This is a genomic window from Faecalibacterium sp. I4-3-84 (genome assembly GCF_023347255.1).
GTDB classification, from domain to species: Bacteria; Bacillota; Clostridia; order Oscillospirales; family Ruminococcaceae; genus Faecalibacterium; species Faecalibacterium taiwanense.
Window position 1 is genome coordinate 1,435,290 of sequence record NZ_CP094466.1, and the last position, 21,493, is coordinate 1,456,782.

Annotated in this window: 17 protein-coding genes and 1 riboswitch; of the genes, 3 read left to right on the forward strand and 14 right to left on the reverse strand. The window is 60.3% G+C overall.

Annotation, left to right across the window (positions count from 1 at the left end; genetic code table 11):
- Positions 1-19 precede the first annotated feature (19 nt).
- The 5 genes from MTP41_RS07160 to MTP41_RS07180 all read right to left on the reverse strand — a co-directional run bounded on the left by MTP41_RS07160 (position 20) and on the right by MTP41_RS07180 (position 5,696).
- Positions 20-1,786, reverse strand: coding sequence for a tyrosine-protein phosphatase (locus tag MTP41_RS07160; RefSeq protein ID WP_249236490.1), 1,767 nt, complete (start codon positions 1,784-1,786; stop codon positions 20-22).
- 125 nt (positions 1,787-1,911) lie between these two features.
- Positions 1,912-2,640, reverse strand: coding sequence for a glucosamine-6-phosphate deaminase (nagB, locus tag MTP41_RS07165; RefSeq protein WP_097777043.1), 729 nt, complete (start codon positions 2,638-2,640; stop codon positions 1,912-1,914).
- Positions 2,641-2,872: 232 nt separating this feature from the next.
- The gene (sdaAA, locus tag MTP41_RS07170) at positions 2,873-3,754 is read right to left on the reverse strand and encodes an L-serine ammonia-lyase, iron-sulfur-dependent, subunit alpha (RefSeq protein ID WP_431603147.1); all 882 of its coding nucleotides are present in this window, start codon (positions 3,752-3,754) and stop codon (positions 2,873-2,875) included.
- 13 nt (positions 3,755-3,767) lie between these two features.
- The gene (gene sdaAB / locus MTP41_RS07175; RefSeq protein WP_005936832.1) at positions 3,768-4,436 is read right to left on the reverse strand and encodes an L-serine ammonia-lyase, iron-sulfur-dependent subunit beta; all 669 of its coding nucleotides are present in this window, start codon (positions 4,434-4,436) and stop codon (positions 3,768-3,770) included.
- 39 nt (positions 4,437-4,475) lie between these two features.
- On the reverse strand, positions 4,476-5,696 hold the full coding sequence (locus MTP41_RS07180; RefSeq protein WP_249236491.1) for a dicarboxylate/amino acid:cation symporter: 1,221 nt from the start codon (positions 5,694-5,696) through the stop codon (positions 4,476-4,478).
- A 209-nt stretch (positions 5,697-5,905) separates the two neighbouring features.
- Here MTP41_RS07180 and MTP41_RS07185 point away from each other — a divergent pair, with 209 nt between their 5' ends.
- Positions 5,906-6,799: a LysR family transcriptional regulator gene (locus MTP41_RS07185; protein ID WP_005936828.1), complete on the forward strand. Its 894-nt coding sequence runs from the start codon at positions 5,906-5,908 to the stop codon at positions 6,797-6,799.
- Positions 6,800-6,922: 123 nt separating this feature from the next.
- Here MTP41_RS07185 and MTP41_RS07190 read toward each other — a convergent pair whose 3' ends face one another.
- The 5 genes from MTP41_RS07190 to MTP41_RS07210 form a co-directional block, all read right to left on the reverse strand.
- Positions 6,923-8,278 carry a GntP family permease gene (locus tag MTP41_RS07190; RefSeq protein WP_249236492.1) on the reverse strand — a complete coding sequence of 452 codons (1,356 nt, stop codon included), beginning with the start codon at positions 8,276-8,278 and terminating at the stop codon, positions 6,923-6,925.
- Between the two features lie 207 nt (positions 8,279-8,485).
- Positions 8,486-10,267 (reverse strand): dihydroxy-acid dehydratase, encoded by a 1,782-nt coding sequence (gene ilvD / locus MTP41_RS07195; protein WP_442900366.1) that lies wholly within the window; start codon positions 10,265-10,267, stop codon positions 8,486-8,488.
- A 312-nt stretch (positions 10,268-10,579) separates the two neighbouring features.
- On the reverse strand, positions 10,580-11,287 hold the full coding sequence (locus MTP41_RS07200; RefSeq protein ID WP_249236494.1) for a FadR/GntR family transcriptional regulator: 708 nt from the start codon (positions 11,285-11,287) through the stop codon (positions 10,580-10,582).
- A gap of 99 nt (positions 11,288-11,386) precedes the next feature.
- Positions 11,387-12,904: an alanine/glycine:cation symporter family protein gene (locus tag MTP41_RS07205; RefSeq protein WP_249236495.1), complete on the reverse strand. Its 1,518-nt coding sequence runs from the start codon at positions 12,902-12,904 to the stop codon at positions 11,387-11,389.
- Between the two features lie 131 nt (positions 12,905-13,035).
- Positions 13,036-13,137: riboswitch (glycine riboswitch) on the reverse strand.
- A 198-nt stretch (positions 13,138-13,335) separates the two neighbouring features.
- Positions 13,336-13,518, reverse strand: coding sequence for a hypothetical protein (locus tag MTP41_RS07210; RefSeq protein WP_044953367.1), 183 nt, complete (start codon positions 13,516-13,518; stop codon positions 13,336-13,338).
- Positions 13,519-13,594: 76 nt separating this feature from the next.
- Between MTP41_RS07210 and MTP41_RS07215 the strand changes: the two genes are divergently transcribed.
- Positions 13,595-14,509, forward strand: a complete 915-nt coding sequence (locus MTP41_RS07215; protein ID WP_249236496.1) for a hypothetical protein — start codon at positions 13,595-13,597, stop codon at positions 14,507-14,509.
- Here the strand turns inward: MTP41_RS07215 and pdxR are convergent.
- A complete protein-coding gene (pdxR, locus tag MTP41_RS07220) occupies positions 14,416-15,852 on the reverse strand; it encodes a MocR-like pyridoxine biosynthesis transcription factor PdxR (RefSeq protein WP_249236497.1) in 1,437 nt (478 codons plus the stop codon). The genes MTP41_RS07215 and pdxR overlap by 94 nt on opposite strands.
- Positions 15,853-16,445: 593 nt before the next feature.
- On the opposite strand from pdxR, the gene MTP41_RS07225 reads away from it, so the two are divergent.
- Positions 16,446-17,099 (forward strand): ECF transporter S component, encoded by a 654-nt coding sequence (locus tag MTP41_RS07225; RefSeq protein WP_249236498.1) that lies wholly within the window; start codon positions 16,446-16,448, stop codon positions 17,097-17,099.
- A gap of 319 nt (positions 17,100-17,418) precedes the next feature.
- On the opposite strand, the gene MTP41_RS07230 is transcribed toward MTP41_RS07225, so the two are convergent.
- From MTP41_RS07230 to MTP41_RS07240, 3 genes are read right to left on the reverse strand one after another with little or no spacing between them, the layout of a single operon-like run.
- Positions 17,419-18,267: a putative RNA methyltransferase gene (locus MTP41_RS07230; protein WP_249236499.1), complete on the reverse strand. Its 849-nt coding sequence runs from the start codon at positions 18,265-18,267 to the stop codon at positions 17,419-17,421.
- Entirely contained in the window at positions 18,264-20,177 is a 1,914-nt protein-coding gene (locus MTP41_RS07235) for a DEAD/DEAH box helicase (RefSeq protein WP_249236500.1), read from the reverse strand. The genes MTP41_RS07230 and MTP41_RS07235 overlap by 4 nt, the downstream gene beginning before the upstream one ends.
- Before the next feature lie 13 nt (positions 20,178-20,190).
- Positions 20,191-21,483 carry a DUF1015 domain-containing protein gene (locus MTP41_RS07240; RefSeq protein ID WP_249236501.1) on the reverse strand — a complete coding sequence of 431 codons (1,293 nt, stop codon included), beginning with the start codon at positions 21,481-21,483 and terminating at the stop codon, positions 20,191-20,193.
- Positions 21,484-21,493 lie beyond the last annotated feature (10 nt).

Below are 21,493 nucleotides of genomic sequence, written 5' to 3' on the forward strand. Positions count from 1 at the left end.
ATGCCGTCCCCGTTCCCGTTTATTCCAGATACATCCTGCGCAGCCGCATCAGGCGCGCAGGGGTCAGGCCGTATTCGGCTTCCAGATAGTTCTCGGCGCTGCCGTATTTTGCGCGGATGGTGCGCAGCACAAAGGGTGCGGCTGCCGGGTCCACGCCCGCCTTGCGGTAATAGCGCATCCGGCAGGCCGGGTTTGCCGCGATCTCTTCGGCGTGCTCCGCCAGTACTGCGTCGATCTCAGCCTTGCGGCAGAGGTTCGTGCGCTCATAGTCCGCACAGATCGTCTCATCCGAAGCGCCCAGTGCCAGCAGAATGAGCATGGCCGCCACGCCGGTGCGGTCCTTGCCGGCCGAGCAGTGGAACAGGATGGGGGTCTCGCCTGCTTCCAACGCGCGGAACAGCTCCTTGAAGGCCTTGTTGCCAAACAGCATCCGCTCGTACATCGCCTGCACGAAGGTGCTGCCGTCGGCGCTTTCTTCATGGCCCTTCATCAGGGCGGCGATATCATCCGGCGCAAAGGAGATCTCGTGGCCGTCCTCGGCGCACAGGCCGCAGATCTGCACCAGACGTGCACCGTCCGGTACGTAGTCCGGTTCTTTCTGCACTTCCCCGCTGCTGCGCAGATCAAGGATCAGGCGCAGGCCCAGCGCGTCCAGCTTCGCGCGGTCGGCTTCACCGGTGAGCTTGCAGGTAGGGATGCCGCGCCAGATCTGGCCCCACTTGATATGCTTGCCCTCGTCGGCTTCGTAACCGCCCAGCTCCCGGAAGTTGGTGCCGCCGGCAAAATCCAGCTGGGTGCCGGGCACCGGGTGGGCCGGTGCAGCCTTTGCCGCAGCACTGGACAGCACCGGGAAATTGTAGAACGGCTTTGCGGGCCGTCCGCGGCGAGGCGGCAGGCTGGCCGAACCGCCCAGCACCTCCATCAGGTAGCTGCGCAGCAGGTCGATGTAGGCAGAGGAATGATCCCGCCGCTGCACCAGTGAGACGCACAGCGGGGGCAGATCTTCCAGCAGCACATCCCGCACACGGTCCAGTTCCCGTCTGGCTCCCGGTTCATAGCGGGTCAGACAGGTGCAAAGCTGCTCCTGCACAAGATAATAGGCCTGATAAAAGCTGGGGCCGATCTCCGCATTCGGCGCAAAGCCCGACCGGGCGCAGGCCGACCACAGCGGGCTGAACAGATCCTGCCGCAGGCTGGGCAGCAGCACCCGCTGACCGCGCAGCTCTGCCAGCGGGATGCTCTCCTTATCCCAGAACGCGTGCCCCCGGGGCACCAACAGGCAGGCAGGGTCTGCCCGCAGGGTGGTGCGGGCCAGTACCGGCGCAGCACAGCCCAGATCGATGACCAGACCCGCGTCCAGCTCCCCCTGCTCCACATCGTCCGCCACCGCGTCGTTGTCCATCATGCGGAAGCGCATCTCCACATGGGGGTACTGCTGGCGGAACTTGTCCAGCTGGGTCTCCAATCCGGGCAGGTAGTCCGGCACCAGCGACACGCTGATGCCGATGCGCACCGGCTGCGCCGACTGGATCTCGGCCCGCAGGGATGCCTGCATCTGCTGGAACTGCTCCACTACCGGCGCGGCATGGCGCTGCAGGCTCATGCCGCGGTCGGTAAGGGTGAGCTTGTGGTGGGCGCTGAGGAACAGCGGCCCGCACAGCTCGGCTTCCAGCGCAGAGATGCTCTGCCGCAGTGCCTGCCGTGACAAAAACAGCCGCTGTGCCGCGCGGCTGTAATTCATTTCATCGCACAATACCAGAAAGTAGTGCAGCTGGCGGATATCCATGGTTTCCTCCCTGAGAAAAGTGTCATATATAAAAGAATACCGCCTTTTTGCGCGATTGTAAAGCCGTTGGCAGCAAAAAACTGCCGCACAGCATTGCACCGTGCGGCAGTCAGAGCGTGGAACGATCAGATCAGGCTCAGAGCTTCCTCGTCGCCCACCAGCGTGAAGTCCGGATGCATCTGCAGGATGCTTGCGGGCACCTCCGGAGTGACGGGGCCGAAGAATGCCTTCTTGATGATCTCGGCCTTGCCTGCGCCGTTTGCCACCATGAGCACCTTGCGTGCCTGCATGATGGTCTTGATGCCCATGGTATAAGCCTGCTTGGGCACCAGATCCACATTGCCGTCAAAGAAGCGCTTGTTTGCCTCAATGGTCTCGGGGGTCAGATCCACGCAGTGGGTCTCCAGCTCAAAGGCTTCGCCCGGCTCGTTGAAGCCGATGTGGCCGTCGTGGCCGATGCCCAGCAGCTGCAGGTCGATGCCGCCCACAGCGTGGATGATCTGGTTGTACTTTGCGCAGGCATCCTCTGCATCGGGGTTGGTGCCGTCCGGCAGGTTGATCTTTGCAGGGTCGATGTTCACCTTGTCGAACAGGTTGCGGTGCATGAAGCTCCAGTAGCTTTCCGGGTGCTCCTTGGGCAGGCCGCGGTACTCGTCCAGATTGACGGTGGTCACCTCAGAAAAATCGATGTCGCCCTTGTTGTACCAGTCCACCAGCTGTGCATACGCGCCCACAGGGGTGCCGCCGGTCGCCAGACCCAGCACGCAGTTGGGCTTCATAATGACCTGTGCCGAAATGATATTGGCTGCCTTGCGGGACATATCCGCATAATCCTTTGCACGAATGATCTTCATTACAAACGACCTCACTTATCATCTTTTTTTGCCGCTCTGCACGGGCTGCGCAGAGCACTTCTGCATTTAGTTTATCACATTTCGCAGACAAGCGCCAGTCATCCCGGCCATCTTTTCGGCGTGTTTGCACAAAAAGATGCAAAGTCCCGACGTTCGGGCCGGCATTTCCGGTCATAAACGCGCAAAAACGCCGCCGGGCGTTTCCACACCGGCGGCGCTGCATGTTGAAAGATCAGTTCCCGCTGCACAGGCCGCAGACGGAACAGGCGGCGGGGGTGGCGGCACAGCCGCCAAGGGCGGTCTCGCGCAGCTCGGCGGGCAGGCGCTTGCCCACGGCGTACATGGCATCCAGCATCTGGTCGAAGGGGATCAGCTGGCGGATGCCGCTCAGGGACAGTTCTGCTGCAATGAGGGCGTTGGCCACACCGGCAGCGTTGCGGTTCTGGCAGGGGTACTCCACCAGCCCGCCTACGGGGTCGCACACAAGGCCCAGCATATTCATCAGCACGGTGGAAGCCGCGTCCAGACACTGCTGCGGGTCGCCGCCCATCAGCTCCACGGCGGCAGAAGCAGCCATGGCGGACGCAATGCCCACCTCGGCCTGACAGCCGCCCACGGCACCGGCCACGGTGGCGTTGCGCATGGCAAGATAGCCCACGGCACCGGCGTTGAACAAGGCATCCACGATGCGCTGGTCGGAGATGCGGTAGCACTCCTGCAGGGCCAGCATCATGCCCGGCACCACGCCTGCAGAGCCTGCGGTGGGTGCAGCCACGATCAGGCCCATGGAAGCGTTCACTTCCAGCACGGCCATGGCGTAGGTCATGGCCTTCTGCAGCACATCGCCGCAGATGTTTTTCTTCTTATTATAATGTGTTTCCAGCTTTTTGGCCTCGCCGCCGATCAGGCCGCCCATGGATTTGATGGGCTTTTTCAGCGGCTGGGTGGCAGAAGCGCGCATGATCTCCCATGCCTTTGCCATGCGGTGATCCACAGCATCCCGGGGCGTTTCGCCCAGAATGCATTCCCGCTGGCGCATCACTTCCGAAATGGGCAGTTGATTTTCCTCGCACAGGTCCAGCAGCTCCTTGGCGGACTTGAAATCCATGTTCATCGCTTGTCCCTCCTTACGGCTGCACGACCATTACATCGTTGATGTTCGGGTTTGCCAGCAGCAGCTGATCCACACCCTCGGGCAGGCGCTCATCCGACTCCACGATGGTGTAAGCCGTGTGGCCCTTTTCCTCGCGGAACAGACGCATGAACGCGATGTTCACGCTGCGGTCGCTGAGGATCTTGGTGATGTGGGCCACCACGCCGGGCTTGTCCTTCTGCACCACGATGAGGGCGTTGTACTCGCCGGTAAAGTCCACCTCCACGCCGTTGATCCGCACGATGCGCACCTTGCCGCCGCCAAGCGATTCACCGCGCACGGTCATCACCTGACCGGCCGCATTCTCCATGCGGATATCCACCGTGTTGGGGTGGATGTCGGTCTCCACCTCATTGGGGGTGAAGCTGTAGCCAAGGCCGCGGTCGGTGGCAATGGCAAAGGAATCCCGGATGCGGGTATCATCGGCCGAAAAGCCCATGATGCCGCCCAGCAGGGCGCGGTCGGTACCGTGGCCGTGGTAGGTCTTGGCAAAGGAGCCGTAGAGGGTAAAGTCCGCCCGCTTCAGCGGCGGGGCGATCATCTTCTGTGCCAGAAAGGCGATGATCTCCGCGCCTGCGGTGTGGGAGCTGGAAGGGCCGATCATGTTCGGGCCCAGAACATCAAAAACACTGATAAATGCCATGGGGTGTCACTCCTGTCAGGTCAAGAACCGCGCCGCGCATCAGACGCTTGCGCTGCTCTTGTTGATGAACTTCTGGTAGATGGTCTCCACGATCACGCCGATGGCGTTGTCGCCGGAGACGTTGCAGGCAGTGCCGAAGGAATCCTGAGTGATGTACAGAGCCACCATGATGGCGCAGATGGGGCCATTGGGGTCACCGGCCTCAGCACCAAAGATCATGTACAGGAAGGGCAGAGCGGTCATGATGGAGCCGCCGGGAGCACCGGGAGAAGCCACCATGGCAACGCCCAGCGTCATGATGAAGGGCACCACGGTAGCAAGGCTGATGGGCAGCTGGTTCATCAGGCAGACGGCAGTTGCGCAGGCGGTAATGGTGATCATGGAGCCTGCCATGTGGATGTTGGCGCACAGAGGCACCACGAAGTTGCGGATCTGCTCGCTCACGCCGTCAGCCGCAGCGCACTGCAGGTTGACCGGGATGGTGGCTGCAGAGGACTGAGTGCCCAGAGCGGTGGTGTAGCCGGGGATCTGGTTGCGGATCATCTTGAAGGGGCTCTTGTGGCTCACAGCGCCTGCAACGCAGAACTGCAGGAAGATGCAGACCAGATGCATGATGATGACCACCAGGAACACCTTCCACAGGATGCCCAGAATGGCGTAGGTCTTGCCGGACTTGGTCATGTCGATGAAGGTGCCGCAGACGTACAGGGGCAGCAGCGGGATGATGACGCTGTGCAGCACCTGATCGATGATGCCGGAGAAGTCCTTCATGCCGTTGTAAAGTGTATCACCGATGGTCTTGCCGCGCAAGGTGGACATGCACAGGCCCAGCACAAAGGCCAGCACCACGGCAGAGAGGGTGTCCAGAATGGGCGGGATGGAGATGGAGATGTAGCTGGCCAGAGAGTTGTCAGCCGTGGCGGCGATCTGTTCCAGAGCGCCTTCGCTCATGAAGCTGGGGAACAGGTTTGCGGACACCAGATAGGATGCCGAGCCTGCGATCAGAGTGGAGCCGTAGGCCAGAGCCACCGTGATGAGCAGCAGCTTGCCTGCGCCGCTCTTCAGGTCGGCAATGCCCATGGTGACGTAGGCCACGATCATCAGCGGGATGACGAACTTCAGGAACGAGCTGAAGATGCTGGATGCCGTGACGACGACCCGGCAGAACCACACCGGGAAGAACTGGCCGATGATGATGCCCAGCACGATGGCGATGAGCAGCTTCGGCAGCAGTCCGAGCTTGAATTTTTTCTTTTCCATAAGAATAAAATCCTCCTTTTCCTATCCTGACCTTTGTGCGGCACCTGACAGCGCTCTCTCCACCGCAGCCCGCACGGCCAGCCTTTCACGAAACGTCAAATTTTCACTTGACGTGTTGACACATTTAGTTTAACATAGACATATGCATGATTCAAATTCATAAAACTAAAGTTATAGTTTAAAAATATTAATGGCAAAGGAGTTTTGCCATGGAAGTGCGCCAGCTGAACACCCTGATCCGTGCCGCCCAGTTCCAGAGCTTTTCCAAGGCAGCGGAAAGTCTGGGCTATTCCCAGTCTGCCGTTACCGTGCAGATCAAAGCGCTGGAAGAAGAGCTGGGTGTGCGCCTGTTCGACCGCATGGGCAAGCGGGTGATCCTGACCGCACAGGGCCAGTGCTTTCTGGAATACGCCAACAGCATTCTGGATACCATCCACAACGCCCGCCGCGCCCTGAGCGAGGATGCCGAGCTGGAGGGCTGCCTGCACATCGGCACGCTGGAATCTCTCTGCTTTTTCCGTCTGCCCGGCCTGATGCATCAGTTCCGGGTGGAACACCCCAAAGTCAGCCTTCGGGTCACTACCGGCTCCCCGGAAGAGCTGATCGAAAAGATGGAGCGCGGCGAGGTGGACCTCATCTGCATTCTGGACGAGCCGCGCTACTCCAACAGCTGGCACAAGTGCAACGAGATCCCGGAAGAGGTGGTGTTCGTGGCCTCCCCGGACATCGACCTCGGCCACCCCGGCCCGTACCGGGTAGCAGAGCTTCTGGACAAGCCCTTCTTCCTCACCGAACGCAACGCCAACTACCGCCGCACCTTTGACCGGTTTCTGGCTTCCCGCCAGATCGAGCTGACCCCCAGCCTTGAGATCAGCGATACCTCCTTTATCATCAAGATGCTGGAGCGCTCCTCCGGCATTTCCCTGCTGCCGCGCTTCGCTGTGGCCGAGCCTGCGTCCAGAGGAGATCTGCGCATTCTGGAGGTGTCAGACTTCCGGCTGACCATGTACCGCCAGATGTTCTACCACAAGGATAAATGCTGCACCCGGGAAATGGACGCCTTCATCCAGCTGGCCTCCGGGCCGGACCTGCCCCTTTTATAATACAGAAAGCAGCAGACCCCCGGGCGGTAAACCGCCCGGGGGTCTGCTGTGCTGAGGAGATCCTAGGAATTTGCAAAGCATTGCGCAGACTGTGTGCAGGCACAGCCCCGCAGATGAGGATGATCAGGCAAAGAAGGAGATGATGAGTGCTACCAGGAAGCCCACACCGCCAACCAGAGTTTCCATGATGGTCCAGGTCTTGAGGGTGGTCTTTTCATCCATGCCCACCAGGCTCTTCACCAGCCAGAAGCCGGAGTCGTTGAAGTGAGAGCACACGGTGGAGCCGCCTGCAATGGCAGCGGTGACACAGGCCAGGTACAGCGGACTCAGCTCGCTGAGGCCGGGCATGGCGGAGATGATGCCGGCTGCCATGGTCATAGCCACGGTAGCGGAACCCACCGAGATACGCACCAGAGCAGCCACGATGAAGGCCACCAGCACCAGCGGCAGGCTGGCGTTTGCCACGGCGTTGCCGATGACATCGCCCAGACCGGAGTTCTGCAGCATATAGCGCAGCACGCCGCCGCAGGCAGTGACCAGCAGGATCATACCGGTGGGCTCCAGAGACTTGGTCATGATCTTTTCCAGCTGGGCGTTAGTGTAGCCGTGGCGGGTGCCCAGCAGGTACATAGCAGCGATGGTAGCCAGCAGCAGCGCCATGAAGGGCTCGCCGAGGAAGGCCAGAACGGGCTGGATGCCTGCCAGTGCGGGCACTACCTTTGCCACGGAGTTTGCGATGATGAGCAGCAGCGGGATCATGATGATGCCCACGATGGTGCCAAACTTGGGCAGCTTGCTCTCGTCGATGTCTGCCTGCTGTGCAACGTGCTCAGGGACTTCAACCATGTACTTTTTGCCGCAGATGCTGCCCCAGATGGGACCGGCGGCGATCATGGCGAAGATGCCGCAGAAGATGCCGATGAGGATGACCCAGCCCAGATCAACGCCCAGCATGCTGGCCACCAGAACGGGGCCCGGCGTGGGAGGGATGAAGGCATGGCCGACAGCCAGACCGGCCAGCAGGGGGATGACATAGTACAGGACCGAGCGCTTGGTGCGCTTTGCCAGAGAGAAGGCCAGCGGGATCAGGATGATCAGACCGGCATCAAAGAACACCGGCATGGCCACCACCAGACCTGTGATACCCAGCGCCCATGCGGCTTTTTCGTCGCCGAACTTGCGCACCATGGTCACGGCCAGCGTCTGTGCGCCGCCGGATTCTTCCAGAATGGCACCGAACATGGAGCCAAGGCCCACCAGAAGAGCGATGCCCTTTAAGGTGTTGCCGATGCCTTCGTTGACCGAGCCGATGATGTCAGACAGGGGCATACCGGCCATCAGGCCGATGCCCACCGCACCGATCAGGATGGAGATCATGGCGTGGACTTTGAACTTGATGATAAGGATGAGCAAAAGGATCAGGCCCGCCACCGCGGCGAACACGAGCCGCGCGGCGTCCGGGGTTGCAACAGCTGTCATAAACGTTTCCTCCATTTTTTGATGTTTTGTGTGCTTTGGGTCTTATTTCAGCGCCGTCCCCGCAGACGGACACCGGATTTCGATGGTTTTTATAGGTGAAGCAATATCCGCTTTTTTGTTTTTGGCGTAACTTTATCCGGACCGTTCAGCAAAAAAACGCTGAACAGTTGATTTTTGTTTTTGGTTTTTATCGCAAACGAAGCGTTTTTACTCCATATATGCACCCTTCATGGGGCTGACGGCGTGCTGAGAGTAGAGCTTCAGCAGGCCCTTGGTGTACTTGGGAGCCTTGGGCTTCCAGTTGGCACGGCGCTGGGCAAGGATAGCCTCCATCTCTTCGGGGGTCTTTTCCTCACCGTTCACGCCCACGATGGCAAGCTGACGGTTCGGCACATCGATGCGGATGAGATCGCCCTCTTCCACCAGAGCGATGGGGCCGCCCACAGCGGCCTCCGGGCTGACATGGCCGATGACCGGGCCGCGGCTTGCGCCGGAGAAGCGGCCGTCGGTGATGAGCGCCACGCTGGAAGCCAGCTTCGGGTCGGCGCAGATGGCCTCGCCGGTGTAGAACATCTCGGGCATGCCGCTGCCGCGGGGGCCTTCGTAACGGATGAAGATGGCATCTCCGGGCTGGACCCGCTTGTTCAGAACGGCGCTGATGCACTCTTCCTCGCTGTCAAAGGGCCTTGCGCGCAGGGTGGCGTGGAACATGTTCTTGGGGCAGGCGGTGTGCTTGATGACACTGCCTTCCGGGGCTAGATTGCCCTTCAGGATAGCGATGCTGCCGTCGGTGCCCTTGGCGTTGTCAAAGCTGTGGATGATATCCTCGCGGGTGACTTTGATGCCCAGACCCTTGGTCTTTTCCTGCAGGATCTCGTCGCAGTGCTCGTAGAAGCCGTTCTTCTTCAGGTCTTCCAGGTTTTCGCCCAGCGTCTTGCCGGTGACGGTCATCACGTCCAGATGCAGCATGGACTTGATCTCTTCCATCACGCGGGGCACGCCGCCTGCATAGTAGAAGTACTGTGCGGGCCAGTCGCCGGAAGGACGGATGTTCAGCAGATAGTGTGCGCCGCGGTGCATCCGGTCAAAGGTGTCGGCATCGATCTCAAAGCCGAACTCGTGGGCAATGGCGGGCAGGTGCATGGTGGCATTGGTGGAGCCGGAGATGGCGGCGTGCACCATGATGGCGTTTTCAAAGCTCTTCATGGTGACGATGTCCTTGGCCTTGATGCCCTCGGCCACCAGCTTCATCACCTGAACGCCGGCATCATAGGCAGCCTGCTTCAGCTCCGGGGCGGTGGCCGGCATCAGGGCGGTGCCCGGCAGCATCAGGCCCAGAGCCTCGGCCATGATCTGCATGGTAGAAGCGGTGCCCATAAAGGAGCAGGCACCGCAGCTGGGGCAGGCATTGTGCTTGTAGTAGTCCAGCTGCTCGTTGGGGATCACGCCCGTCTTTTCCCATGCGTCGAACTTGCCGATCTGTTCCAGCGTCAGCAGGTCGTTGATGGCGCAGGCGGGGTCATTGACCACGTACTTCTTGGGCAGGGTGTGGGCTTCCATCACGCCGCCGGTGACCACGATGGCGCTCATATCCTTCAGGCGGCCAATGCTCATCAGCATGGCGGGCATGGACTTGTCGCAGCTGGCGATGAACACGCCGCCGTCGTACACGGTTGCGTTGGCCTGAGCTTCCACCAGATTCACGATGGCATCACGGTGGGGCAGCGAGTAGTTGATGCCGTCGTGGCCCTGTGCGATACCGTCGCACATATCGGTTGCAAAATAGCGTGCAGCCTTGCCGCCGTGGGTGTTGACTGCCTGTACAGCCTCCTTCACGAACTGATCCAGATGGGCGCTGCCGGGGTGGCTGTCGCCAAAGGTGCTCTCCACCATGATCTGGGGCTTTGCAAGGTCGTCCACCTTCCAGCCCATGCCGATCTTCAGCGGATCGTTTTCCGGTGCCAGTTTACGCACTGCCTGAGAACGCAGTTCCATAATCATACCTCCAAAATGCTCTTTTCCTGCTTTGCAAATCGTCCTTTTTGACTGTCGGACATCTTACATATTCATTTTAATCGAATCCCGCCTCGTTTGCAAGTTGTCGCAGTCAGAACCCACTTTATAACAATAACCAGCCCAGTTTTTCGTGCACATTGCTCTGAAATCTTGGATACATCATATAATCTAACCAGTTTTCCGACTTTTCTGTGTCATTCGTCTTAAAAAGTCATCAGACAACTTCAGGCATAAAAAGTCCCCGCACAGACCTTGCACTGTGCGGGGACGTAAAATGCGGCGGCGTCAGGTTTCCCATTCGCCGTCGTAAAGCTTTCGGATGCAGTTGCGGTTGAAGTTCAGGTGCATCACCATGGCAGACCGGGCACCAATGGAGTCATGCCGGGCAATGGCTTCGGTGATCATGCGGTGGGTCAGGATGGTCTCCTCCGTCAGCTTTTTGTGGGTGACGTTCACGAACATCATGACCGCCGTATCGATAATGGGGATCAGCTGCTCCACCACCATGTTCTTGCTGCTCTCGGCAATGCAGGTGTGGAACGCGATATCGTCCTCAATGTACAGATCACCGCTGTGGATCTTGCTCTCCACCCGGTCGCACAGGCGCTGGATGCGCTCGATGTCCTCGTCGGAAGCGTTCAGCGCTGCCATCTCGGCCATGCCCGGTTCCAGCAGCAGGCGCACGTTCACCAGATCCAGTGCCAGCGCGTTCTTGTCCTGCACGCTGCGCAGGTTCAGTGGGTCCGAAAGGCCCTTGGCAGTCGTGACCACATAGGTGCCGGAGCCCCGCCGCACCTCCACGATGCCCTTGCTGGACAGCAGCTTCACGGCTTCGCGCACCGTACTGCGGCCCACGCTGAACTTTTCGCCCAGTTCAAATTCATTGGGCAGCTTGGTGCCCGGTTCCAGCGGGGTATCCAGAATATAGTGGTAAATTTCGTCCTCCACCTGTTCGGCAAGGAGTTTGTTTTTCAGATGGGAAAATTCGCTCATGGTTGCTCCCTCCCCTGTTTTTTAATTTATTATAAGGCTGGGCAGCAGACAAAAGCAAGGGCTGTCCTCATTCACAGACAGCCCTTGCTTTTGGGTATTTTATTCGTTTGCGGCCTTTTCCAGCTCCGCTTCCTCTGCGGCGGCTTCGGCCTCCTCCTGCTTCTGGTACTCCAGGAAAGCCGACCACATGGGTTCGATGTCCTTGCCCTTCACCCGGCGGTCGAAGTAGTTGCGGGTGATGTCCACCACAGTGCCGGACAGCACCAGCACGCCGATCAGGTTCGGGATCATCATCAGGCCGTTGAAAGTGTCGGAAAGATCCCACGCAAGGCCCAGCTTCATGGTGGCACCCACCACGGTCATGCACACAAAGACCACCTTGTAGATGCGGCTGCCGGTGGTGCCGAAGAGATACTCCACGGCCTTGGTGCCGTAGTGGCTCCAGCCAAGCGTAGTGGAGTAGGCAAACAGCAGAATGGAAACAGCAATGAACTTGGGGCCAAAGCTGCCAAATGCGGCGGTGAAGGCCTGACCCACCAATGCGTTGTCCTGCACACCGGCCAGTACAGCGCCGCTCTGCAGGTCCACCACGCCGGTGGTCAGGATGACCAGAGCAGTGAGCGTGCAGACCACGATGGTATCGGCAAACACCTCAAACACGCCCCACATGCCCTGATGCACCGGCTCCTTGACGTTGGAAGCGGAGTTGACCATGACGGCAGAGCCGAGACCGGCTTCGTTGGAGAAGGCACCGCGCTTGAAGCCCCAGGTGATGGTCTGGCTGATGCCGTAGCCCAGCGCACCGCCGCCTGCCGCATTCAGGTTGAACGCACCCTTGAAAATAGCCGCAAATGCCGCTGGGATGTTGCCCGCGTGCAGCACTACGATGATGAGCGCGCCTGCAATGTAGAACAGGGCCATGATCGGCACCAGCTTTTCGGTAACAGCGGCAACGCGTTTCAAACCGCCAATGACGATAAGGGCCGTGACCACCATCAGGCACAGGCCGGTGACGAGGGTCGGTACGCCAAAAGCAGCGTTCATGTTGCCCGCGATGGAATTGATCTGGCTCATGTTGCCAATGCCGAAGGAAGCCAGAATGCAGAAGCAGGCAAACAACACTGCCAGCACCTTGCCCAGCTGTTTGCAGCCCTTCTTTGCGCCAAGACCATCGGTGAGGTAGTACATGGCACCGCCCGACCACTCGCCTTTTTCGTTTTTGCGGCGGTAGTACACGCCCAGCACATTCTCCGAAAAGCTGGTCATCATGCCAAGCAATGCCATGACCCACATCCAGAAGATGGCTCCCGGCCCACCGGAAACGATGGCCGTTGCCACACCCACGATGTTGCCGGTGCCGATGGTGCCCGCCAGCGCCGTGCACATGCTCTGGAACTGGCTGATGGCCATATCCTCCTTGCTGGTGTGCGCGGTGATGTCCTTGTTGGTGAAGATCGCACCGATGGTGTGCCGGAGCCAGTAGCCCATTTTGCGGAACTGGAAAAAGCCCGTGCGGGCGCTCATCCAGAAGCCGGTGCAGAACAGCAGTGCCAAACCAAACGGCCCCCACACCACGCCATTGATGGCATTGTTCACCTGCGTGATCATCTCGACCATTCTCTCTTTCCCCCTATACACAAAACAAAAGCGGACAGAACCCGCCAAAGGCTCTGCCCGCAAAATTCGGAGCGCTCTCATTTTCCGCAGCCGGGGTGCGCCGCATTCCCGGCTGCGCCCCATTGCGCAAAGACGATGGCTCTGTCCTTTTGCCTGAGAGATACAGCCGCTTTCCCTGCGGCCTTACACCTTCGGCACCCACTTTACAAGCGGGCTTCTCCAGAGTGCACGGTCTTTCCCCGCCGTGCACGTCTTTTTCAGTTTTTCCGGCGCACAACTGTGCGCGATAGAAAGACTATACCATATTCTGTCCTTGTGCGCAAGACATTTTGTATATCATATGCTGTTTTTTCATCTGTTATGCCGACAGATGAATTTTGTTTTGGTATTACTTTTATCCGCACTCATCATAGCGCTGCCATAAATTTATTTTACTTTTCTTTCGGCTCTGCGCCTTCAAACCCCCGGGCTTTTCCATCCGGGCTGGCATCGCCGTTTTCTTTCGCGGTCTCGTAAGAATCTGTGCCGTAATAGGCGCTGGCGGGGCCGATCTCCAGCCAGAAGTTCTCCCGTTCTTTCTCTGTGGTCGGTGCGGTTTCTTTTTTGTTTTTCATCTGCAAACGCCTCCTTTGCTGCATAAAGTCTTGCCTGCAGGCCAAAGCTTTATGCAAAGGAAAGGCGGTGTATCCCATGCGCAGTGGAGGTTGGAAGCCCTTTTGGGCAGCACTGTTTGCTTCGCTGCTGGTGCTGGTGCCGCTGGTGGGCGGCACGGTGCTGCTGTCCCGTCAGCAGCTGCGCACCCAGCTGCGGCAGGCTGCCCGCAGCGAGAGCGGTGTGCTCATCCAGCTGCCCAAGACCACCGACCAGCTCACTGTGCTGCTGTGCGTTTCCGGCGAACAGCCCGGCTTTGTGCTGGCCTACCTGAACGCCAGCCAGAACTGCGTGCATCTGCTCAGCGTGCCTGCCGTGCTCACCGTGCCTTTTGCAGAAGAAGAAACATCCCTTGCCCGCTGCTACGCTGCCGCAGGCCCGGCCCGCTGCCGCGAAGCGCTGGCACAGGTGCTGGCCCTGCCAGAGGGCACCCGATATCTGGCTTTTTCGCCTGCGGTGCTGGAACGAATTTCCAACCGGTACGGGCCGGTGCGGGTGGGCTTTACCGGCGCACTGACCGAGGAAGAGCTTGCCCGCTATGGTCGCAGCCGGGCCGTGCAGGGCATTTCCGCCGGGGACGCGCACGAATTCTTGTGCCAGCTGCAGGCCGACGAAACCTTTTCACCCGTACGCACCGCAGCGGCCCGCGCTGCCGTGTGGGATGCGTTTTTCCGGCAGGATCTGGACCTGCTGCCCGCCACCCTGCCGGATGCCCTGCGTGCCAGCAGTTCGGCCCTGCTCACCGACCTGACCGCGCTGGACTATGACGCTTTGGAGCGCACTCTGGAATTTCTTGCCAACAACAGCGCCGCTGTGGCGGCGCAGGCCCTGCCCGGCCAGTGGGATGCCGCCAGCGGCACTTACACAGTCACGGATGCTTCCCGCGCTGCCATGCAGACCTTTTTCAATGTTTCGCCCACCGAGGCGCAGGCCTCGTCCTTCAGCGAGCCATAACCCAGCACCAGCGTGCCCGCCGCTGAGGGTGCTTCTCCGGTCAGGTCGTAATCGCTCAGCAGGCTCAGCTGCACGCCTTCGGCTTCCGCCGCGCAGCGCAGCGCAGCATCCGACGGCGGGTCTTTGAGCTTTGCCAGCAGGTTCAGTCCGGTGTGCAGGCCCGCAAGGGTCAGCTCGCCGGGAGCAAAGGCAGTGTTCAATGCTGCCTCCAGCGCGTCCCGCCGGGCCTTGTAGGCCACCCGCTCCCGGGCCAGATGCCGGGTGAAGTAGCCCTCGGTGATAAAGCGGGCCAGCGTCTGCTGCTCGAACCGGCTCACCGTGCCGGAGTACAGGCGGTATTTTTTCCGCCATGCAGGCAGAAGATGCTCCGGCAGCACCATATAGGCGATACGGATGCTGGGAGCCAGACTGCGGGAGCAGGTGGAGAGGTACACCACCGGGCCGTCTGCACCCGCCATGCCCTGCAGGCTGGGCAGAGGCCGGGTATCAAAACGGAACTCCGAATCGTAATCATCTTCTATAATATACCGCCCGCCCGGCCTGCGGGCTGCCCAGTGCAGAAGCTCGGCTCTGCGGCCTGCAGGCATGGTAACGCCTGTGGGGAACTGGTGGCTGGGCGTGACGTAGCACACCGCTGCATCCGACCGGTTCAGTGCTTCCACCGAAAGGCCGTCCTCGTCCACCGGCAGGCAGCAGCAGTGCACACCGTTGTTCTGCAGCACCTGCAAAGCACGGGGGTAGCCCGGCGTTTCCACCGCTGCAGGGCCGGGCAGCAGCGGTGCCAGCAGGCCCAGCAGATATTCCAATCCCGCGCCCACCACGATCTGATGCGGCCCGCACTGCACACCGCGGTATTCAGAGAGATATTCCGCCAGCGCCTGCCGCAGGGCCGGGTCGCCCTGCGCATCGCCGTGGGTGAGCAGCTGGGGCGAGGAATAGAGCAGCTCTTTTTGCAGCCGCGCCCATGTGCGGAACGGGAACAGCTCCGGGTCTACCCCGCGGGTGGAAAGGTCGTACCGCACCGGCAGCACAGGCGGTTCCGGTTTTGGCGGTGCGGGCTGTTCCGGCCCGCTGGCAGGCCGGGACGGCAGGGCCAGATATTCCTGTACATAAAAGCCGCTGCGCTCCCGCGATTCCAGATACCCTTCCGCCGCCAGCATCTGATAGGCGGCATCCACCGTATTCACCGAGACGGACAGCTCTGCCGCCAGCCGCCGCTTGCCGGGCATCCGGGTGCCCGCCGCAAGGGTGCCGCTTCGCATCTCTCCGGCAAGGCTGCGGTACAGCTGTTCGTACAGCGGCACGCCAGAAGAAGCATCCAGCGCCGTGGTCAGATGGACCATAAATTATCCCTCCTGTCTGGGTATTGCATCAAACTGACCCCATTAAAAAACTTTATTCTGGGTATTTTCATGGTGTCAGTTCTGCGTATAATAGGAGCATACCCGCTGGACACCCAAATGTCAAGTAGGATTGTAGGTAAGCGGTTGCGAAGCAATCAAAGCCCCAGTGGGGCTTTGAAGCGGCGAACGGTCTTGCCGCGGGCAAGACGGAAGGGCCTCGCCCTGACAAGTTCGCGTTTGTGAAGCGAAGCGGAACAATAAAGTCCCCAGTGGGGACTTTAAGCGACCGAACGGTCTTGCCACAGGCAAGATGGAAGGGCCTCGCCCTGACAAGTTCGCGTTTGTGAAGCGAAGCGGAACAATAAAGTCCCCAGTGGGGACTTTAAGCGACCGAACGGTCTTGCCACAGGCAAGATGGAAGGGCCTCGCCCTGACAAGTTCGCGTTTGTGAAGCGAAGCGGAACAATAAAGTCCCCAGTGGGGACTTTAAGCGACCGAACGGTCTTGCCACAGGCAAGATGGAAGGGCCTCGCCCTGACAAGTTCGCATGGGTTTAGGCTGGTATTTTGGAAATTTGGAGGGAAAGTAAAATCATGTCTACTACTGCAATGTGGCTGCTTCTGGCAGTCGTTATCATCGTCATTCTGTTTGCAAGTGTGCTGTACAAGCGCACCTTCACCACCAAGGAGCTGGCCCTGACCGGTGTCATGGCCGCTTTAAGCCTTGTGGCCTATCTGTTCTTCCGTGTGCCGTTCTACGGCGGCTCTTCGTTCCATCTGGGCAACACCTTCACCGCCCTGACCGCCCTGCTGCTGGACGGTGTGTCCGGCGGTCTGGCCGGTGCCATTGGTCTGGCGCTGGCCGATATTCTGGCCGGTGACCCGGGCTACGCCGTCACCACCTTTGTGCTCAAGTTCATCATCGGCATCACCTGCGGTGCCGTGGCGCACAAGGCATTCAAGCTGCGCGACCTCGACAAGCACAGCTCCGGCTATCTCGTCAAGGTGATCGTTTCTGCCGGTTCCGGCCTGCTGCTGAACGTGCTGACCGACCCGTTCCTGGGCTACTTCCGCAATGTGTACATCTTTGGTCAGGAATACACCGTGGCACAGGCGCTGACCAAAATTGCAGGCGGCGTCACCTTTGTAAACAGCGTGGCCTCCACCGTGTGTGCGGTCATCCTGTACCTCGCCCTGCGTCCGGCCCTGGAACGTGCCGGTCTGCTGCCCAAGGGCGAAAAACACTAAGCGATCTCTCTATCCTGATACAGCACTGCTGCCCTCACCTGCCGGACTCCTCCTATCCTCCGGCGGTGGGGGCAGTGGTGTTTTTCGTGGACGACCTGTCACACGGAACTCCTCCCGTCTCGCATTCGCTCGACAGCCCCCTCGGGGACGGGGCTTTTGACAGAAACTGAAGCAAAAAAGCGCTCGTCACACAATTCTGCATGACGAGCGTTTTTTGCTTTTTATCGCAATTTTCAAAAACAGTGCCTATTAAAACGGCATATTTGCGATATGCAGTTTGCGGATGTTGCTTGTGCATTAAAAACGCAGACTGCTATCATTACAGCTTTTCAAATACAAGGAACCGGAACGAGATATCGGTTTCCAGCCGGGACAGCGCAGCAAGGCGCTCCGCCCCACCGCGCGGCGTTTTCCAGTAATAGGGTGTCATGGCGAACAGCGCTTCCAGCTGTTCGTGGGGCACCGTGACGCGGCCGGTCACTTCCCGTTTCCCAATGGCGGCAAAACCATCATAGGCGATCTGCTGCACCGGGTTTTTATAGGGCTTTTCGTAGAGCACGGCCTTCATCTGGTACAGATGTTCGGCACCGGGCACCACATAGATCATCCGTCCGCCCGGGCGCAGCACCCGCAGGAATTCCTCCTGTGCAAAGGGCGAAAAGCAGTTCAGCAGCAGGTCGGCCCAGCCGGTGCGCACCGGCTGGCTGAAGCTGGATGCCACCGCATACTGTGCCGTGGGCAGGGCCTTGGCCGCAAGACGCACCGCAGGCTTTGCGATATCAAAACCCGCCAGCTGCACCCGGCGGCCTTTTTCGGCAAGCGCCTGCGCGATGCAGCGGTCGTACCAGCCCTCGCCGCAGCCTGCATCCAGCAGATGCAGCGCCGCCTCCGGGCTGGCAGGCTGGCCGTACTCTGCGCACAGCTCACCCACCGCTTTGCCAAAGATGCCGTAGTATCCGCCATTCAGGAACGCGCGGCGGGCGGCCACCATCTCCTTGCTGTCGCCGGGAGCCTTGGTGCGCATGCTCTGCACCGGCAGCAGATGCCAGTAGCCCTCCTTGGCGCGGTCAAAGCAGTGGCCTTTTGTGCATTTCAGGGTGCTGTCGCCGGTCAGTTTTTCCCCGCACAGCGGGCACTGCCATGGGGCAAACGGTTCATTTTTGCTCATACTTCGTCGCTGTGGTCCTCAATGGGTGCAGTTGCACCGCCGTGGGCGTTCATATACTCCTCAAAGTTCGTGAACTTCTGCTGCGGCGGACGGCGGCTGATGAGCACAAGGCCCGGGTCTTCGTCCCTTGCAGCGGCACGGCCGCGGCGGCTGCTCTCCGCTCTGGGGGCACGGGCCGGTGCAGGCTGTGCATTGCGGGACGCATTCTGACGGCCGCGCTGGCCGTTGTTTGCACCGCGGCCCTGCTCTGCACTCTGGCTCTGGGCGGCAGGCTGGCTGTTCTGGCGGGCCGGACGGTCGCTGCGGTCATTGCGACGGCTCTTCTGGCCTTGCATGCTGCTGTTCTGCTGAGCAGGCTGTGCAGCCGTGCGGATGGCCGGGGCGGCGGGTGCAGCCGGAGTCTTTTTGGCCGGGCGCAGCGGAGTGGCCTCCGGGGCACTCACAAAATGCGGGTCAAACTTGGGCTGCGCATTGCTGCCGCGGGCAGGAGCATTCTGCTCCCGGCGCGGGCGGCTGTTATTATTGGAACGGCGGTCATTGCTGCGTCCGCCGGTTGTACGCTTGGTATCATCCATGAGTGGTTCCTCTTTTTCGGTTTTTGCGGGCTTTGCCTGCACCTTGGGTGCGGGTGCAGCCTTTTTTTCAGTTTTTGCGTTTTTTGCTTCGGCCTTTGCGGGCTTCGGCTGCTTTGCGGCAGGCTTTTCTGCCGGTTCAGCGGCGGCTGCCTTGGGCTTTTTGCCGCGCACGGGCGGCTCCGGGCGCACCGGCGCGGGCACACCGTCCCACGGGTGGCCGCTCACCACGGGAATTTTGCGGCGGTTCAGCTTTTCGATGCCTGCCAGATACTCCTGCTCCTCAGGTGCACAGAAGCTGACCGCCGTACCGTCGGCACCGGCGCGGGCCGTGCGGCCGATGCGGTGCACGTAAGTCTCCGGTACCTCGGGCAGGTCGTAGTTGAACACATGGGACAGCTCGCTGATGTCGATGCCGCGGGCGGCGATATCGGTGGCTACCAGCACCCTGGTCTTACCGGCCTTGAAGTTTTCCAGCGCGGTCACGCGGGCGGTCTGGCTCTTGTTGCCATGGATGGCCGCCGCCGGGATGCCCTGCTTGGTGAGGTCTTTTGCAATTTTATCCGCGCCGTGCTTAGTGCGGCTGAACACCAGCGCGTTCACCACCGGGGGCTGCAGGTTCTTGATGAGCCACGGCAGCAGGAATTTCTTGTTGCCCTTTTCCACATGGTACAGGCTCTGCTGGATGCGGTCCACGGTGCTGGACACCGGGTCCACCTTGACGAAGGCGGGCTTGCGCAGGATGCCTGCGGCCAGCTGTTCGATCTCGGTGGGCATGGTGGCGCTGAACATCAGGTTCTGGCGCTCTCCGGGCAGCTTTGCGATCACCTTCTTCACATCGTGCACAAAGCCCATATCCAGCATCCGGTCGGCTTCGTCCAGCACAAAGATCTCAAGGTTCGAGAGATCGATAAATCCCTGACCGATCAGGTCGTTGAGTCGTCCCGGGCAGGCGATCAGGATGTCCACGCCCTTTTTCAGCGCTTCCACCTGCGGTGCCTGGCCCACGCCGCCAAAAATGACGGTGCTGCGCAGCTTGAGATACTTGCCGTAGGCATCAAAGCTTTCGCCGATCTGCAAAGCAAGCTCACGGGTAGGGGTCAGGATCAGGGCGCGGATGGCACCCTTTCTGCGGGGCGCATTGGCCGTGAGCCGGTCCAGCATGGGCAGCGCAAAAGCAGCCGTCTTGCCGGTGCCGGTCTGGGCGCAGCCCATCAGATCCCGGCCGGACAGCACCGGCGGGATCGCCGCCGCCTGAATGGGCGACGGGGTCTCATAGCCTGCCTCCTGCACAGCGCGCAGAAGCGGGGCGGACAGATTCAATTCTTTAAATGTCATGGTTCTCCAATAATTATTCCGTAATTTTCCGGCACTCCACATAGTACCGCTTTTCTTCTGCGTGGCCCATGCTGAAGGTCTTGCGCGGCAGCACGCCGCCCATCACAACGCCTTTGAACAGGTCACTCTTGGCAAACGGCGGCATCAGGAATGCCACAGCACCTTTTTTGCACAGGGCGCGCACAGCAGGCTCGTCGTGCACATAGTCCACGCGGGCTTCCTTGTGGTGCTCAAGATAGTATTCGATAAATTCGTCAATGGTGCCCACGGTCAGCGGTGCGGTTGGGTCCTCAAAGCTGAGCACATTGGACATGTGCGGCCCGGCCAGCGTGAAGGGCTGCTGCTTGCTGCCGCCAAAGCTGCAGCCGGCCATATTAGAATCGCTCCACGTGATCAGGCTCAGCAGCACCGCTGCGCAGTCCACATTGAACAACACGCGGTGGATCGGCTCGATCTCGATCGCAGGCGAGTGCACATTGCACACCTCGGCCAGACACCAGCGGGCCGGATGGTTTGCTGCCTGCTCCGGTGTCAGGGTCTTTTTCAGCTCCTCCCAGCAGGCCTTTGCAGTGGCCAGCGAGTGGTTGCCGTCGCCCACGGCCAGCGTCAGCGGGTCGCGGCGGGTGGCATCCGGATACTTTTTGTCGAATTCTTCCTGACTGCCCAGCACAGCCAGCGCATCTTCGATCTGCGCAATGAGGGCAGGGTCTTCCACAGCCCAGCCCGCAATGTGGCCGCCGCCCAGCATCAATTCGCCCTCGTATACCTTGGGCAGTTCGGCTTTATGCGCCGCCACCGGCTCGATGAGGGTGCAGCCGGGGTCGTCCGCCAGCATCATGATATGGGGCGTTTCCAGCGCGGCACCGGTGCGCACCTTCATGCGGGGCGGGATGCGGCTTTCCACCGTGCTTTCGCTGGGACGCACGGCGCAGGGTGCACCGCGGCGGTAGCTGTAGGCTTCCAGATCCACCATGCCCACAAGGCCCTGCCGCACCTTGCCGCTCTGCTCGGTGCGCTCCACGTAAACAAAGCCGTCCACCGCGCGGGTCAGCACGTTCCGGGCATAGTCATCCATGGTGGCATGGATCTTCTCAATGCGTGCATCGGCATCGCCGTCCTCCAGATAGACCTCCGGCAGGATCATGTTCAGGGTGCTGGGGCTACCTGCCGCAGCAGCCTCGGCTTTCTGCCAGTAATCCCGGTCACTGGTGAACTGATCGCAGGCAATGCAGCCCCACTTTTCCAGTGGGATCTGCTCCGAAGGCAGAAGGATGTGGGCCGGTGCAAAGCAGGATTTCGTGTTCATAGTAGATCTC